The sequence below is a fragment of the Pseudarthrobacter sp. C4D7 genome (assembly GCF_013359725.1).
Lineage (GTDB): Bacteria > Actinomycetota > Actinomycetes > Actinomycetales > Micrococcaceae > Arthrobacter.
This window is the reverse complement of sequence record NZ_JABFMW010000043.1, coordinates 1-13,866: the sequence shown is the minus strand read 5'-3', so window position 1 is coordinate 13,866 and position 13,866 is coordinate 1. Positions and strand designations below refer to the sequence as shown.

General features: G+C 64.7%; 13 protein-coding genes. 9 read left to right on the top strand and 4 right to left on the bottom strand.

Annotated features, from left to right (window positions below; genetic code table 11):
• Window positions 1-45: 45 nt before the first annotated feature.
• Entirely contained in the window at window positions 46-990 is a 945-nt protein-coding gene (locus tag HNO81_RS19100) for a metallophosphoesterase (protein WP_175319673.1), read from the bottom strand.
• A 6-nt stretch (window positions 991-996) separates the two neighbouring features.
• The gene (locus HNO81_RS19095; protein WP_175319672.1) at window positions 997-3,342 is read right to left on the bottom strand and encodes a transglycosylase domain-containing protein; all 2,346 of its coding nucleotides are present in this window, start codon (window positions 3,340-3,342) and stop codon (window positions 997-999) included.
• 37 nt (window positions 3,343-3,379) lie between these two features.
• Here HNO81_RS19095 and HNO81_RS19090 point away from each other — a divergent pair, with 37 nt between their 5' ends.
• The 8 genes from HNO81_RS19090 to HNO81_RS19055 all read left to right on the top strand — a co-directional run bounded on the left by HNO81_RS19090 (window position 3,380) and on the right by HNO81_RS19055 (window position 11,107).
• The gene (locus HNO81_RS19090; RefSeq protein ID WP_009359196.1) at window positions 3,380-3,535 is read left to right on the top strand and encodes a DUF4177 domain-containing protein; all 156 of its coding nucleotides are present in this window, start codon (window positions 3,380-3,382) and stop codon (window positions 3,533-3,535) included.
• A gap of 1 nt (window position 3,536) precedes the next feature.
• Window positions 3,537-4,070, top strand: coding sequence for a RidA family protein (locus HNO81_RS19085; protein ID WP_175319671.1), 534 nt, complete (start codon window positions 3,537-3,539; stop codon window positions 4,068-4,070).
• A 15-nt stretch (window positions 4,071-4,085) separates the two neighbouring features.
• A complete protein-coding gene (locus HNO81_RS19080; RefSeq protein WP_175319670.1) occupies window positions 4,086-4,997 on the top strand; it encodes an NUDIX hydrolase in 912 nt (303 codons plus the stop codon).
• Between the two features lie 59 nt (window positions 4,998-5,056).
• Complete coding sequence (locus tag HNO81_RS19075) at window positions 5,057-6,058, top strand: LacI family DNA-binding transcriptional regulator (RefSeq protein ID WP_175319669.1); 1,002 nt, start codon at window positions 5,057-5,059, stop codon at window positions 6,056-6,058.
• A 220-nt stretch (window positions 6,059-6,278) separates the two neighbouring features.
• Complete coding sequence (locus HNO81_RS19070; RefSeq protein WP_175319668.1) at window positions 6,279-7,613, top strand: extracellular solute-binding protein; 1,335 nt, start codon at window positions 6,279-6,281, stop codon at window positions 7,611-7,613.
• 25 nt (window positions 7,614-7,638) lie between these two features.
• Window positions 7,639-8,619 (top strand): carbohydrate ABC transporter permease, encoded by a 981-nt coding sequence (locus HNO81_RS19065; RefSeq protein WP_175319667.1) that lies wholly within the window; start codon window positions 7,639-7,641, stop codon window positions 8,617-8,619.
• Between the two features lie 2 nt (window positions 8,620-8,621).
• On the top strand, window positions 8,622-9,518 hold the full coding sequence (locus HNO81_RS19060) for a carbohydrate ABC transporter permease (protein WP_175319666.1): 897 nt from the start codon (window positions 8,622-8,624) through the stop codon (window positions 9,516-9,518).
• A 50-nt stretch (window positions 9,519-9,568) separates the two neighbouring features.
• Window positions 9,569-11,107 carry an alpha-N-arabinofuranosidase gene (locus HNO81_RS19055; RefSeq protein WP_175319665.1) on the top strand — a complete coding sequence of 513 codons (1,539 nt, stop codon included), beginning with the start codon at window positions 9,569-9,571 and terminating at the stop codon, window positions 11,105-11,107.
• 57 nt (window positions 11,108-11,164) lie between these two features.
• Here HNO81_RS19055 and HNO81_RS19050 read toward each other — a convergent pair whose 3' ends face one another.
• Entirely contained in the window at window positions 11,165-11,842 is a 678-nt protein-coding gene (locus HNO81_RS19050) for a Crp/Fnr family transcriptional regulator (protein WP_011775987.1), read from the bottom strand.
• A 195-nt stretch (window positions 11,843-12,037) separates the two neighbouring features.
• On the opposite strand from HNO81_RS19050, the gene HNO81_RS19045 reads away from it, so the two are divergent.
• Window positions 12,038-13,222 carry a MarP family serine protease gene (locus HNO81_RS19045; RefSeq protein WP_175319664.1) on the top strand — a complete coding sequence of 395 codons (1,185 nt, stop codon included), beginning with the start codon at window positions 12,038-12,040 and terminating at the stop codon, window positions 13,220-13,222.
• Window positions 13,223-13,261: 39 nt separating this feature from the next.
• On the opposite strand, the gene aroQ is transcribed toward HNO81_RS19045, so the two are convergent.
• Window positions 13,262-13,726: a type II 3-dehydroquinate dehydratase gene (gene aroQ, locus HNO81_RS19040; protein ID WP_175319663.1), complete on the bottom strand. Its 465-nt coding sequence runs from the start codon at window positions 13,724-13,726 to the stop codon at window positions 13,262-13,264.
• Between the last annotated feature and the right edge of the window lie 140 nt (window positions 13,727-13,866).

Genomic DNA, 13,866 nt, shown 5'->3' with positions numbered 1-13,866 from the left:
TGCGCGGAACAAGCTTCGCCAGTTATTGCGCTGCGTAATGCAATCTCAACTGCGGGACGTCAGTGTCAGGAGCACGGCTTCCGGTTTGCAGGCGATCCGTACGGGCGCGAAGCGTGACGTTCCGATGCCTCCGGAAACGTTGACCGGCGTCGTCCGTCCGTTGCTTGACCAGTCGTTAAGCCCCTTTGCCCGCCACGTGGGAAGGTCGCAGTTGGCGATGATGGCGCCGTAGCCCGGGATGCACAACTGGCCGCCGTGCGTGTGGCCGGCCAGCAGGAGGTCTGCGCCGTTCTCCGTGAAATGGTCCAGCACCCGCTGGTACGGCGCATGGATGACGGCCACCCGGAGATGGTCGTTCGCATCCTGGTTGACCGTTCCCCGGGGCCAGCCGGCATACCGTTCCCGCTTCAGGTGCGGATCGTCGACGCCGGAGAAATCGAAGCGCATGCCGTTGAGGATCAGCGACTGGTTGCGGTTGGTCAGGTCAACCCAGCCGCTCATGCCGAACCCGGACCGCAGGCGCGGCCAGTCCAGGGCAACCGGCTTGGGCTTCACCTTGGACGGCCCCAGCAGGTAGGACGCAGGATTTTTGGGAGTCGGTGCAAAGTAGTCGTTGGAGCCCGGGACGAAGACGCCGGGGAACTGCAGCAGCGGTTCCAGGGCTTCCAGCAGCGGGTCCACGGCCTTGACGTGGCTGAGGTTGTCGCCCGTGTTCACCACCAGGTCGGGCTGCAGGCCTGCCAGCGATCCCAGCCAGTCGGCTTTCTTCTTTTGACCGGGCACGAAGTGGATGTCACTCAGGTGCAGGATACGGAACGGGTTCCGGCCCGGAGGGAGGATGGCCAGGGTCTCCTCGCGGAGGACGAACTGGTTCTTTTCCCACAGGCCGTATCCGAAAGCGGCCATCCCTGCCGCGGTCCCGGCGCCGGCAGTGACGGCAAGGCCGCGCCCGATTGAACGGGCGCGGCCTGCCAGGCTATCGATGTCCATATGCGCTTAGCCGTTTCCCTTGCCGTTGCCGTTTCCGTTGCTGCTCGGGGCGGGCGCGGGGGCCGGGGCAGTGGCCGGCGCTTCAGGGGCGGGAGCCTGGGTTGCCTGCGCGGACGGGGCCGGGGACGGGGCCGTGGGCTGGGTGGCCTGCGGAGCGGTCCGGCTGGGAGTCGTCGTCGTTGTCCCGCTGATCATGTTGCTCGGCGGCGCGGGGAACGGGTTGGTCCCATACGCCGGGGCGATCTTTGACATGTAGCTGGAGAACATGGGACCGGCGATCATGTAACCGTCAATGCCCTGGTAGAACTTCCCGTTGACGGTGATGTTCTGTCCCGCGCGCGTCTGGCCGCCCAGCGCATCGCCGAACCAGGCGGCGGTGGCCAGGCCGGTGGTGTGGCCAACAACCCACGTGGAGCCGTTGTTGTTGGACGTACCGGTCTTGGCACCGATGGGGAAGCTGGTCCGGGTGGAAATCCTGGGCTGGATCAGCGAGCCGGAACCGCGGTTCAGTACTTCCTGCAAGGCGTAGTTGACGCCGCGGGCAACCTCGGGCTTGATGGCGTCGCGGCAGCTGCTGGACTGCGCCGGGAGCTGCTTGCCGGTGGCGTCAACAACCGAGGTGATGGCGATGGGCTCGCAGTACTTGCCGTCGTTCGCGAAGGTGGCAAAGGCGCTGGCCATGGTCAGCGGAGACGTCTGCGTGGAGCCGAGCAGGTTACCCAGCGTCATCATGTCCACCTTGGGGTGCGGTTCGCTGCCGTCTGCCGAGGGAAGTCCGCTGTGCAGGCCTACGGCGTCGACGATCTTCTGGATGCCGCAGAAGTCCAGCTGGGCAGCAGACGCGAACGTCACGGTGTTGATGGAGTTGTACAGGCCCTCAAGGACGGTGAGCGGCCGGTACCACTGCGGCTCGGCGTTCTGGAGGTCGTCCGCAGCGCCCAGGGCCTTCTGCGCCGTGTTGTAGGCACCGTTGACCTTGCCGCAGGTGTTCTTCCACGGGTAGTTCAGCGGATAGACGCGCTGGGCTGCGTTAACCACGGTGTTCATGGTCTTGCCCTCGTTCAGCCATTCAGCGAACGTGAAGGGTTTCATGGTGGATCCGGGCTGGAAGCCGCCGATGCCGTTAAGGTCGTTGCCGTCCTTGTCCAGCTTGTCCACGTTGAAGTTCAGCTGGGAATCAAAGCCCTGGCCGGGCAGGAACGTGGTGTTCTGGGCCATCGAGATGATCTTGCCGGTACCGGGCTGGACCGACACCATCGAGGCGCCCCACTTGTCCGGGTTGGCGCCCGCAGCGGCATTGACCTGTTCCTGGGCCGTGGCCTGGGCGTTGGGGTCCAGCGTGGTGGTGATGGTGAGGCCGCCGCCGTAGATGAGCCGCTGGCGTTCCTTCACGTCAGCGCCGTAGGCGGGGTTGTTCTCCAGCAGGTGCAGGATGTAGTCACAGAAGTAAGGGGCGGAAGCGGCGTAGGCGCAGCCCTGCTTGGGCTGGGTCACCTTCGGTTCCACGGGAGTGGCCACGGCGGCTTCGTATTCCTCCGCGGTGATCTTGTTCTGGTCCTTCATCAGGCCCAGCACCAGGTCACGGCGCTGCTTGGACTTTTCCGGGTTCGTGATGGGATCGAAGGCAGAGGGGCTGTTCACCAGGCCGGCAAGCAACGCTGCCTGCGGAAGTGTCAGGTCCTTGGCGGTGGTGCTGAAGAAGTAATGGGACGCCGCCTCAATGCCGTACGCGTCACGGTTGAAGAACACGATGTTCAGGTAGCCCTCAAGGATCTGGTCCTTGGTGAACTCCTTCTCCAGCGCGATGGAGAGCTTCATTTCGCGGAGCTTGTCGCCAACACCCTTGTTCACGCCGTTGAGCTTGATCTGGTCCTCTTCGCCCGCAGCTGCGAGGTTGGCGTTGAGGACGTTGTTGACGTACTGCTGCGTGATGGTGGACGCACCCTGCTTGTTGCCGCGGGCGGTGGCGACCAGCGCGCGGAGGATGCCGGTGGTGTCCACACCGCCGTGCTCGTAGAACCTGCTGTCCTCCACCGCGATGATGGCTTTCTTCATGTTCGGTGAAATCTGGTCCAGCGGGACCTTGGTGCGGTTCTCCGTGTACACGCTGGCGAGCTCGCTGCCGTCAGCGGCCAGGATCCTGGTGGTCTGGCTCGGCGGATCAACCTTCAGTTCCGCCGGAAGGGAATCGAAGAAGTCGATGGAACCACTTGCCGCGCTGCCGGAAACAGCCGCAGCAGGGACCAGGAGGCCCGCCACGAGGACACCGCAGATCGCGCTCACACCGAGGAAAAGAAGGATCTTACCCAGTGTGGTGGCAGTGTCGAATAAGGGGTTGTTGCGAGTCGCCATGTTTTCCACTTTACCGGCAAGGGCTACGCTTTCTCTCATGACCAAATGGGAGTACGCGACGATTCCGCTCATCATCCACGCCACAAAGCAGATCCTGGACCAATGGGGAGAGGACGGCTGGGAGCTCGTCCAGGTAGTCCCCGGACCTGACGGCAACGGCCTTGTTGCCTACCTTAAAAGGGAGAAGCAGTAGCATGAGCACCCCCGCTGAAGCCCACCCCGGAGCCGCAACGGCGCCGGCATCCGCCGTCGAGCAGCGCCTCGCGGAACTCGGCCTCACCCTGCCGGAGGTTGCCGCTCCGGTAGCCGCCTACGTTCCCGCCATCGTGTCCGGAAGCCACGTTTACACCTCCGGCCAGCTGCCGTTCATTAACGGCAAACTCGAAGCAACGGGCAAAGTCTCCGCGGGTACCGAAGGGTTTGCCGATGAACCCACGGTTTCCCCGGAGGATGCCCAGCGCTACGCCGCTGTTTGCGCCGTCAACGCCCTGGCTGCCGTCAAGAGCGTCATCGGGGACCTGGACCGCATTACCCGCATCGTCAAGGTTGTCGGTTTTGTCGCCTCGGACCCTTCCTTCACGGGACAGCCCGCTGTCATCAACGGTGCCTCGGAACTGCTGGGCCGGGTCCTTGGCGACGCCGGCCAGCACGCACGATCCGCCGTCGGCGTGGCCGTTCTTCCGCTCGACTCTCCCGTAGAGGTCGAGCTGGTCGCCGAATTCAGCTAAGACCGGACATTTCCCTTGCCGCACCTCGCACGACGCCTTTTTGCACTGCCCCAGGATCTTGAAGGGGCAGCACAAAGCTGGCTCGAACACGGCGAGCGGACCCCCAGGGCCGCCCGCTACGCATCATCCGTAGTCCTCCTGCGGGATTCCCCCACCGGACTGGAGACATGGCTGGGTTACCGGCCCGGCTCCTCGCCGCTGGGGGTCCTCGCCTTCCCCGGCGGGTCCCTGGACCCGGCCGACGACGAACCCATGGGTTGGCTGGGCCCGTCGCCTCAGCACTGGGCTGAGCAAATGGGAACGGACGACGTCGGGCTGGCGCGGCGCCACGTGGTGGGTGCCATCCGGGAGCTCTTCGAGGAAACGGGCATCCTGCTGGCCGGGCCGGACATGTCCAACACGGTGGAAGCGACATCAACCTCCGAATGGATGCGTGCCCGGGTAGCCGTCGCGGACCAGGAAAATACCCTGGCCCAGGTCCTGGGAAAGCGCGGCCTCTCCCTGCGCACCGACCTGCTCAAGTCCCTGGTCAACTGGCGCAGCCCCGACTTTGCGCACCGACGGTTCGACACCCGCTACTTCGCCGCCACCCAGCCGCTCGGCCAGGAACCGTCGCTGCTCCAGGGCAAAGGCGTGTGGGGCCGGTGGGTCAACGCCGCGCAAGTGGTCCAGGAACGGAACACCAGCAACCTTGGTGACGAGGCGGGCCAGGAGAACACCGTGGGCCGCCCGTTGGGCGAACTGCTGGTTCCGGGCTCGGAGATCATGCTGGAGAAGATGGCCACGGCCAACGGCTGCATCGCCTACCTGAGCTACAAGCGGAAGCACCACGTCTACCAGCCGGCCCTGGTCGAAGAGGACGGCAGGCTGATGCTTGAGGTAGAGGCCGCCAAGACCATCGCGGGGGACCACCAGCGCGAACGTTGACGGCCCGGGAGCCGGAGTAAACTCGTCACCACAGCCACACCGGGAGCAAGGGGGCGCTTTTGCGCGCAACGGTCAAGGACGTCGCGCGCCTCGCGGGGGTTTCGCCGAAGACGGTTTCGAACGTCATGAACGGAATCGTCCCCGTCAGTGGGCCCACCAGGTTCAAGGTGGAGCAGGCCATGGCGGAACTGGATTACGTCCCCAACCTCTCAGCCCGCGGTTTGCGCAACGGCAGGTCGGGTGTCATTGCACTGGCACTGCCGGACCTGGCCACCCCCTACTCCGCCGAAATTGCGCATAGTGTGGTGGAAGTAGCGCACGAGCAAGGCTGGAGCGTCCAGATCGAGGAGACGGGCTCAGACCCCGCCCGCGAGTACGAACTGATGTCCCGGGCGCGGTCCAACCTGATCGACGGGCTCATCCTCAACCCTGTGGTGCTGGACGAGAGTGCCGTCAAAGTGGGTGTTTCGCTGCCTCCGGTGGTGCTGCTGGGGGAAGTCTCACAGCAACTGGCCGACCGTGTGTGGGTGGACAGCGTGGCCGCCGCCCGCGACATGACCCTGGCACTCGGCAGGACAGGCAGGCGGCGCATCGCGGTCCTGGGCGCCGCCGAAGGCAGGGGCTCAGCGGCAGCCGTCCTCCGCACCCGCGGGTACCAAGCTGCCCTCCGGGAGCTTGGCATTCCCTGGGACGGTTCCCTGATCATCCCCTGCGAGAAATGGAGCCCGGATACGGCGGCCCGGGCTCTTTCTGCCTACCTTGACGCGAATCCGGTGCCTGAGGCGATCTTCTGCTTCACCGATTCCATGGCCATCGGCGCCCTCAGTGTGCTGTGGAAACGCGGACTCCGGGTTCCCGACGATGTTGCCGTCGCCGGCTTTGATGACATCGCGGACGCGAAATACGCGGTGCCGTCACTGACCACGGTGTCCTTCGACAAGCGCAGGGTGGCCAGCGAGGCCCTGCGGCTCCTCACCGAACGAATGCAGGACCGCGATGGTCCGCAGCGGGTAATCGCGGTGGACTATGAGGTCGTGGAGCGGACAAGTACGTCCGCTTAAGCCGCACGCCCGGGAAGAGCCTCAGCCCGGGTGCTGATCCAATCCCCGGAGTTGACCCTCTCTGCGAACGCTAACAATTTTTCGTTGCGGGACACATTACATCGATGTAATGTGAGGCGTGCGTCACACCGGAACCTGCTGGACTGCGATGAAGGACTTCCAGCAACGCCCGGTTTGGCGGCGGAATGACTTTCAGCGGACCCATCCAAAGGAGTGACGGGTGAAGCAGTTTGATTTTTTCGAAGGCAGGCAACTATCCAGGCGCGGGCTGTTGTCCGGAACGGCAGCGCTGGGGAGCGTGTTCGCTGCGGCAGCCCTGACCGGGTGCGGTGGGAACGCCTCCGCCGCGGCTCCCCGGGACATCCAGTTCTGGCACCTCCTGTCCGGTGGCGACGGCATCAAGATGCAGAACATGATCAGCAAGGTCAACGAGACCAACCCGGGATTCAAGGTGCACCCCACCGTGCTTGCCTGGGGACCGCCCTACTACACCAAGCTGGCCATGGCATCGGCCGGCGGCCGCCCGCCACAGCTGGCCATCATGCACGCCAGCAGGGTTCCCGGCTATGCTCCGGGCGGCCTGATCGACCCGTGGGATCTGGACCTGTTATCGGAATTCGGTGTCACCAAGGAGAGTTTCGCGCCAAGGATCTGGGACAAGAGCCAGAACAACGGCAAGGTCTTCTCCATCGCCTTGGATTCGCACCCCTTCGTCATGTTCTACAACCGGGATGTGGCGGGAAAGGCAGGCTTGCTGGGCGGCAACGGGCAGTTGCAGGAGGCCACCTCCCCACAGGAATTCATCAGCATGGCCCGCGAAATGCAGAAAGTAACGCAGGCACATGGCTTGTCCTTCGGGTACCTGGGCAGCGGATCCCAGATGTGGCGCCTCTTCTACACCCTCTACCGGCAGCACGGCGCAGACATGGAGCTGACCCCCGGCAAACCCATGGTGGCTGACAACGAGGCCGCGGTTGAGTCCCTGGAGTTCATGACGTCGCTTTTCGACGACACCATCGCGGCGCAGAGCGGTGACATCAGCACCGGAATCGCGGAGTTCGCCCGCGGAGGATCGGGCATGCTCTTCAGCGGGGTCTGGGAGCTTCCCACCTTCAAGAAGGCCAACCTGCCCGTTGACGCCGCCACCATCCCCACGCTGTACGGGACGCCGGCCTCCTACGCCGACTCGCATTCGTTCGTGCTTCCCCGGCAGCTCAATGTCGATGAAGCCAAGCGGCGCGATGTCTACAAGTTCGTCAGCGACATCCTCAAAGGCTCCCTGTCCTGGGCCGAGGCAGGGCACATCCCTGCCTACCAGCCCGTGGTGCAGTCCCAGGCGTACCGGGAACTCACCCCCCAGATCCACTACGCCAACGCTGCGGACATCATTGCGTACGACCCGGAAGCCTGGTTCAGCGGATCCGGCTCTGACTGGCAGACCTACTTCGCGGAAACGGTGCAGAACGTGCTCCTGGGCCGCGACAAGGCAACCGATGGCTGGGATGCCTTCGTGCGCCGCACCAACACCCTGCTTTCCCGTCCCAACCCGGTTTGAACCGCCAAGCGACACAGGAGTCCAAATGAGTTCCGTAGCAACATCACACGACAGCGACGGGCAGGCGGGTTCACTGCCCGGGCTGTCCCGCCAAAAAGCATCACACCAGGCAGGAGCCGGTGGCACCCGGGCCCGTTCACAGGGCAGCCGGGACAACATCAGCGGCTGGGCTTTCGCCGCCCCGTTCCTGGCGTTCTTCCTGGTCTTCCTCGCCTGGCCGCTCCTTTACGGGCTGTACATGAGCCTGACCGGCAAGTCACTGACCGGCGCCAATGACAGCCTGATCGGATTGGCAAACTACACCGAGGCCCTCGCCGACGCCGACATGTGGCATTCACTGGGCAACACCCTCTACTTCACCGTCATCAGCACTGTCCCGCTGGTGGTGGTGGCCCTGGTCATGGCCGCGCTCGTCAACGTGGGACTGCCCGCACAATGGCTCTGGCGGCTCTCCTACTTTGCCCCGTACCTGCTGGCTTCCACCGTGGTGTCCCTGTTCTTCACGTGGATGTACAACCCCCAGCTGGGCCTGATCAACGATTCTCTGGCCAAGATCGGCCTGCCGAAAGTGGCCTGGCTGAACGACCCGGGGGTGGCGATGTGGGCGATCGTCATCGCCACCCTGTGGTGGACCGTCGGCTTCAACTTCCTCCTCTACCTCGCGGCAATGCAGAACATTCCCGCACAGCACTACGAGGCGGCGTCGCTGGACGGTGCCGGCGCGTGGCGGCAGTTCTTCTCCATCACGCTCCCGCAGCTGGCCCCCACCACAGTGATGATCGTGCTCCTGCAAATCCTGGCGTCACTGAAGATCTTCGACCAGGTCTACCAAATGACAGCCGGCGGACCCGCCGGTGCCACCCGGCCGGTGGTGCAGTACATCTTTGAAACCGGCTTCACGGGCTACCGCCTGGGGTACTCGGCTGCCATCTCCTACATCTTCTTTGGACTGATCGTGGCTGTCTCGGTCATCCAGTTCCTCATTACCCGCCGCAGGAGTGCATAGCCATGGCAACTGAAACCCTCGCCCGCCCCCTGTCCTCCACCGCCACGCCGCCGGCCGGCGCCAGGAGCGGCCGCAGGATGAGCCCGGGCCGGATCGCTGTCCTTGTGGCCGCAGCCCTGCTGGCCATCCTCTGGATGGTGCCCTTCGCCTGGGCCACCGCCACCGCTTTCAAGAGCGAGACCGATGCCGCCGCTCCGAAGATCAGCTGGATCCCGCCGTCGGGCTTTACCGCCGATGCCTTCGTCAAGGTGTTCCAGGACGGCAACATCCCGCTGTGGACCTGGAACTCCCTGTACACCTCGGCAGCCATCACCGCGATCACGCTGGTCATCTCGGCGCTGGTGGCCTACGCCCTGTCCCGCATCGACTTCCGGGGCAAGAAGATCCTGATGACCGTGATTATCGCGTCCATCATTGTTCCCCCGCCCGTCCTGATCATTCCGCTGTTCTACCAAATGGTGGCACTGCACATGATCGATACGTCCTGGGCCATCATCCTGCCGCAGGTCATCCACCCGGCCATGGTGTTCGTGCTCAAGAAGTTCTTCGACCAGATTCCACGCGAGCTCGAGGAAGCCGCGGTCATGGACGGCGCCAGCCGCATGCGCATCTTCCTCCAGGTGGTTCTGCCGCTGTCCCGCCCCATCCTTGCCGCCGTGGCCATTTTCGTTTTCATCGGCGCCTGGAACAACTTCCTGTGGCCCTTCATCGCCACCAACGACGGGGCCGTCCTGACCCTGCCGGTGGGGCTGCAGACCATCAAGAGCGCCTACGGCATCCAGTACGCCCAGAACATGGCGTCAGCGCTGCTCGCGGCCCTGCCCCTGATCCTGCTCTTCCTGTTCTTCCAGCGCCAGATCATCAAAGGCGTTGCGACGACGGGACTCGCCGGTACCTGAGGCCCCCTCCGCTTTCCATCACCTGACGAACAACCAAGGAGATCGTTCTTATGTCCCGCGCCAGAATCACCCTCGACCGCGACTTCACCATCGGTGAAGTGCCCCGGCGCCTCTTTGGCTCCTTCGTGGAGCACATGGGCCGCTGCGTCTACACCGGCATCTACGAACCGGGCCACCCGGAAGCCGATGACAACGGCTTCCGCCAGGACGTCCTCAAGCTCGTCAAGGAGCTCGGCGCCACCGTGGTCCGCTACCCTGGCGGAAACTTCGTCTCCGGCTACGACTGGGAAGACGGAATTGGCCCCCGTGAAAGCCGTCCCCGCCGGCTTGACGGAGCCTGGCACACCCTGGAAACCAACGCGTTTGGCCTCCACGAGTTCGTGGACTGGTCCCGCCAGGCGGGAACAGAAATCATGGAAGCGATCAACCTGGGCACCAGGGGAGTGGACGCAGCCAGGGCCATCGTGGAGTACGCCAACCACCCCGGCGGCACGCGGCTCTCGGACCTGCGTGCGAAAAACGGCCACAAGGACCCCTTCGACATCAAGCTGTGGTGCCTGGGCAACGAGATGGACGGTCCCTGGCAGATCGGCCACAAGACTGCGGAAGAGTACGGCCGGCTGGCGCAGGAGGCGGCCAAGGCCATGCGGTTCGTCGACCCGGACATCGAACTGGTGGCCTGCGGAAGCTCCAACTCGCGGATGCCCACCTTCGGTGCCTGGGAGCAGACGGTCCTGACCCACGCCTACGACGAAGTCGATTACGTCTCACTGCACGCCTACTACCAGGAGCATGACGGGGACGTCGGCAGCTTCCTGGCCAGCGCCGTGGACACCGACTACTTCATCGAATCGGTCATCGCCACCGCCGACGCGGTCCGTGCCAAGGGAAAGCACAAGAAGCACATCAACTTGTCCTTTGACGAATGGAACGTCTGGTACCAGCGCGGCCTGGACACCGAGGACCAGCCGCACAACGTGACCAAGGCCGGCTGGCGTGAGCACCCCCGGGTCATCGAGGACAAATACAACGTGACGGACGCCGTCGTCGTCGGAACCCTGCTCAACTCGCTGCTCCGGCACGGCGACCGCGTCAAGATCGCCAACCAGGCTCAATTGGTCAACGTCATCGCGCCAATCTTCAGCGAGGAGAACGGCCCGGCCTGGCGGCAGACCATCTTCCACCCGTTCTCCCGGATGGCTGAGTTGGCGAAGGGCCAGATCCTGCGGTTGTCCGTTGACTCGGACAAGTACGGCAACGCCCGCTTCGGCGATACGGACCTGGTCGATGTCAGCGCCACGTGGAATGAGGAGACGGGCCGCGTTGCCCTGTTCCTTGCCAACCGCGGGCTTGAAGAGGCAGCGGACGTGGAGGTCAGCCTGCGCGGCTTCGACGCCGAGCGCGTGGTCAGGGCGGAGGTGCTGGAAATCCCGGATGGCGGCGACCGTTTCACCATCAACAACCAGGACGCTCCGGACCGCGTGGGCCTCAAGCCGCTGGAGGGCGCCAAAGCGAACGGCTCCGAACTGCGGCTCACCCTGCCTGCGTTGTCGTGGGCCGTCGTCGAACTGGACGTGGTGAAGAACTGACCCCCGCACCAGCGCACCAAAAAAGGCCGCCCCGTGGGACGGCCTTTTTTGCTGGTGCTAGCGGGAACGCTGGCGGAGGCGCTGCATGTCCAGGATGACCACGGCGCGGGCCTCGAGCCGCAGCCAGCCGCGCTGGACAAACTCGGCCAGGGCCTTGTTGACGGTTTCGCGCGAAGCGCCCACCAGCTGGGCCAGTTCTTCCTGCGTGAGCTCGTGCGCCACCAGGACGCCGTCCGTGGCCGGGCGGCCGAAACGGTCTGCAAGGTCCAGCAGGGCCTTGGCCACGCGGCCCGGGACATCCGAGAAGACGAGGTCGGACAGGGAGTCGTTGGTGCGGCGCAGGCGGCGTGCCAGGGCCTGCAGCAGCTGGGCAGAGACCTCCGGGCGCGTGCGCAGCAGGGCGTTCAGGCTCTCGTTCTTGAGTCCCGCCAGCCGGGTTTCGGACACTGCGGTGGCAGTGGCGGTACGGGGGCTGGGATCGAACAGGGCCATCTCGCCGAAGAGCTCGCCCGGGCCAAGGATGGCCAGGAGCGACTCGCGGCCGTCGGGGGACGTGCGGCCCAGCTTCACCTTGCCGGAGACGATGAAGTACAGCTGGTCACCCTGGTCACCTTCGCGGAAGACGGACGCGCCGCGGGAAAGATCCACCTCGGTCAGTTCGTCCGTCAGCAGCCGGAATGCGTCGTCGTCGAGCGTGGCGAAAAGGGGTGCTCGGCGCAGTACCTCGATGTCCATGAAATCTCCTGAGTAAAAGTATCGGCTGTGGGCGCTTTGGCCATTGTTTCAGAATTTTCAAGGTTCTGTGACGAACTTGGCATGGGAAACGCCTGAATGCCGCCGAGGACGGCCCGCTGGGGGCTGCCGCAGCCCACAGAAGATTGTCAGCGTCCGCCACTAGAATGGGGGTTCAACTGTTAATAAGGAGCCTTAGTGGTCGGCCTGACTGTCCTGGACATTGTCCTGATCCTGGCGCTGCTGTCATACCTGGTCTACGGCCTCCGCAATGGGTTCCTGGTCACTGCCGGTGGGCTGGCAGGTTTCGCCGCCGGCGCCATTGCCGCTTTCTTCGCCGTCCCCCTCGTCAGCACCTTCGTTGAGGATTCCGGGTGGCGGCTGACCGCCATCATTGCTGCCGCCGTCGTCCTGATGGCGCTGGGGCACGGCCTGGGCACCATGGTGGGCCGCCAACTCCGCGGCGTGGTGCGGATCCGGCCGTTGCGGGCGGTGGACCGGCTGGTGGGCGGGGCGCTCAACCTGGCGGTGTCCGCCCTGGTGATGTCCATGCTGGCCTTCAGCGTCAGTTCCCTCGGCGTGCCCGTGGTCTCCCAGCAGCTGGCCGAATCCAAGGTGATCCGCTTCATCGACGGGCTGACACCCACCCCGGTCAAGGCCACCATGGCGGAACTGCGCTCCACGGTGATCGGCAACGGCATCCCCACCCTGCTTGAGGGGCTGGACCAGGGCCAGGCCGTCCAGGTACCCAACACCAGCACGAATACGCCCGCGCTTAACAAAGCTGCCCAGTCCGTCCTGAGGATCGCCGGCACCGCCTACGAGTGCGGCCAGAACCAGACCGGCAGCGGCTTCGTCGTCTCGGAAGACCGCGTGGTCACCAACGCGCACGTGGTTGCCGGCGTGTCGCAGCCGGTGGTGGAAATGCCCGACGGTGGCGCGATGCCCGGCCGGGTGGTTTACTTCGACACCAGGCGCGATCTCGCAGTCCTGGCTGTAGATAACCTGCCGTCCCGGCCGCTGGAACTCACCCGCGACCTGCCGGGCGGCAGCCAGGCCGCGTTCGCGGGGTACCCGCACGGCGGTCCGTTCCAGTCCAAGCCCGCCACCGTCCAGGACATTGCCACCGTCCTGGTCCCGGACATCTATGGCAACAACCCTTCGCCGGAGGACATCTACCGCCTTGCTGGGGACGTCCAGCCGGGCAATTCCGGGGGTCCGCTGCTCACCACCGACGGTCAGGTGGCAGGCGTTGTCTTTGCCAAGGCAACCTCGGACGCCGAGGTGGGATTTGCCATCACCATGAATGACCTTGACCCCGTCGCGGAACAGGCCCCGTCCCTGTCGTCGCCCGTATCCTCGGGGCAGTGCATCCAAAAGTAGGTTGATGCCCCCGCACGCAGGAGCTGCGCGTTCCCCCGCCTACAGGACCTCTGCCAGGTAGTCGATGGCCAGCTTGTAGCCGAACACGCCAGCGCCCACGATCACTGCCGCGCAGACCGGCGACAGGTAGGAGTGGTGCCGGAATTCCTCCCTCTGGTGCACGTTGGTGATGTGAACCTCGACGGCGGGAAGCTGGACGGCTGCCAGGGCATCACGAAGTGCCACGGAGGTGTGCGTGAAGGCTCCCGCGTTCAGGACGATTCCCACGGCTGCGCCGCGCGCTGCGTGGATGGCGTCCAGCAGGACGCCTTCGTGGTTGGACTGGAGGCATTCGACGGCGAAACCGTGTTTCCTCCCGGCTGCTGCTGCCAGCTCCTCCACGTCGGCAAGGGTTGAGGTGCCGTACTTCTCAGGCTCCCGCGTACCCAGCATGTTCAGGTTGGGGCCATTGATCACGAGGATGGTGCCGCGGCCGGCTTCGACGGTGGAGGAGGCTTCAGTCATGCCTGCAAATCTATCGGTTGGCCCTGCTCGCCGCGCATTCTTACATCCCCACCCCATCGATTGCTGGGTAATGGTCGTTTTGGAGGTGGAAAGTCAAGTGGTCGTTGCAACGGTTAGGCTGCCGCGGCGAGGAGGAGTTC

What these genes read in the sequence shown, in the direction of transcription:
- HNO81_RS19100 (WP_175319673.1), bottom strand. Translation starts at nt 990, where the DNA reads ATGGACATCGATAGCCTGGCAGGCCGCGCCCGTTCAATCGGGCGCGGC.
- HNO81_RS19095 (WP_175319672.1), bottom strand. Translation starts at nt 3,342, where the DNA reads ATGGCGACTCGCAACAACCCCTTATTCGACACTGCCACCACACTGGGT.
- HNO81_RS19090 (WP_009359196.1), top strand. Translation starts at nt 3,380, where the DNA reads ATGACCAAATGGGAGTACGCGACGATTCCGCTCATCATCCACGCCACA.
- HNO81_RS19085 (WP_175319671.1), top strand. Translation starts at nt 3,537, where the DNA reads ATGAGCACCCCCGCTGAAGCCCACCCCGGAGCCGCAACGGCGCCGGCA.
- HNO81_RS19065 (WP_175319667.1), top strand. Translation starts at nt 7,639, where the DNA reads ATGAGTTCCGTAGCAACATCACACGACAGCGACGGGCAGGCGGGTTCA.
- HNO81_RS19060 (WP_175319666.1), top strand. Translation starts at nt 8,622, where the DNA reads ATGGCAACTGAAACCCTCGCCCGCCCCCTGTCCTCCACCGCCACGCCG.
- HNO81_RS19055 (WP_175319665.1), top strand. Translation starts at nt 9,569, where the DNA reads ATGTCCCGCGCCAGAATCACCCTCGACCGCGACTTCACCATCGGTGAA.
- HNO81_RS19050 (WP_011775987.1), bottom strand. Translation starts at nt 11,842, where the DNA reads ATGGACATCGAGGTACTGCGCCGAGCACCCCTTTTCGCCACGCTCGAC.
- aroQ (WP_175319663.1), bottom strand. Translation starts at nt 13,726, where the DNA reads ATGACTGAAGCCTCCTCCACCGTCGAAGCCGGCCGCGGCACCATCCTC.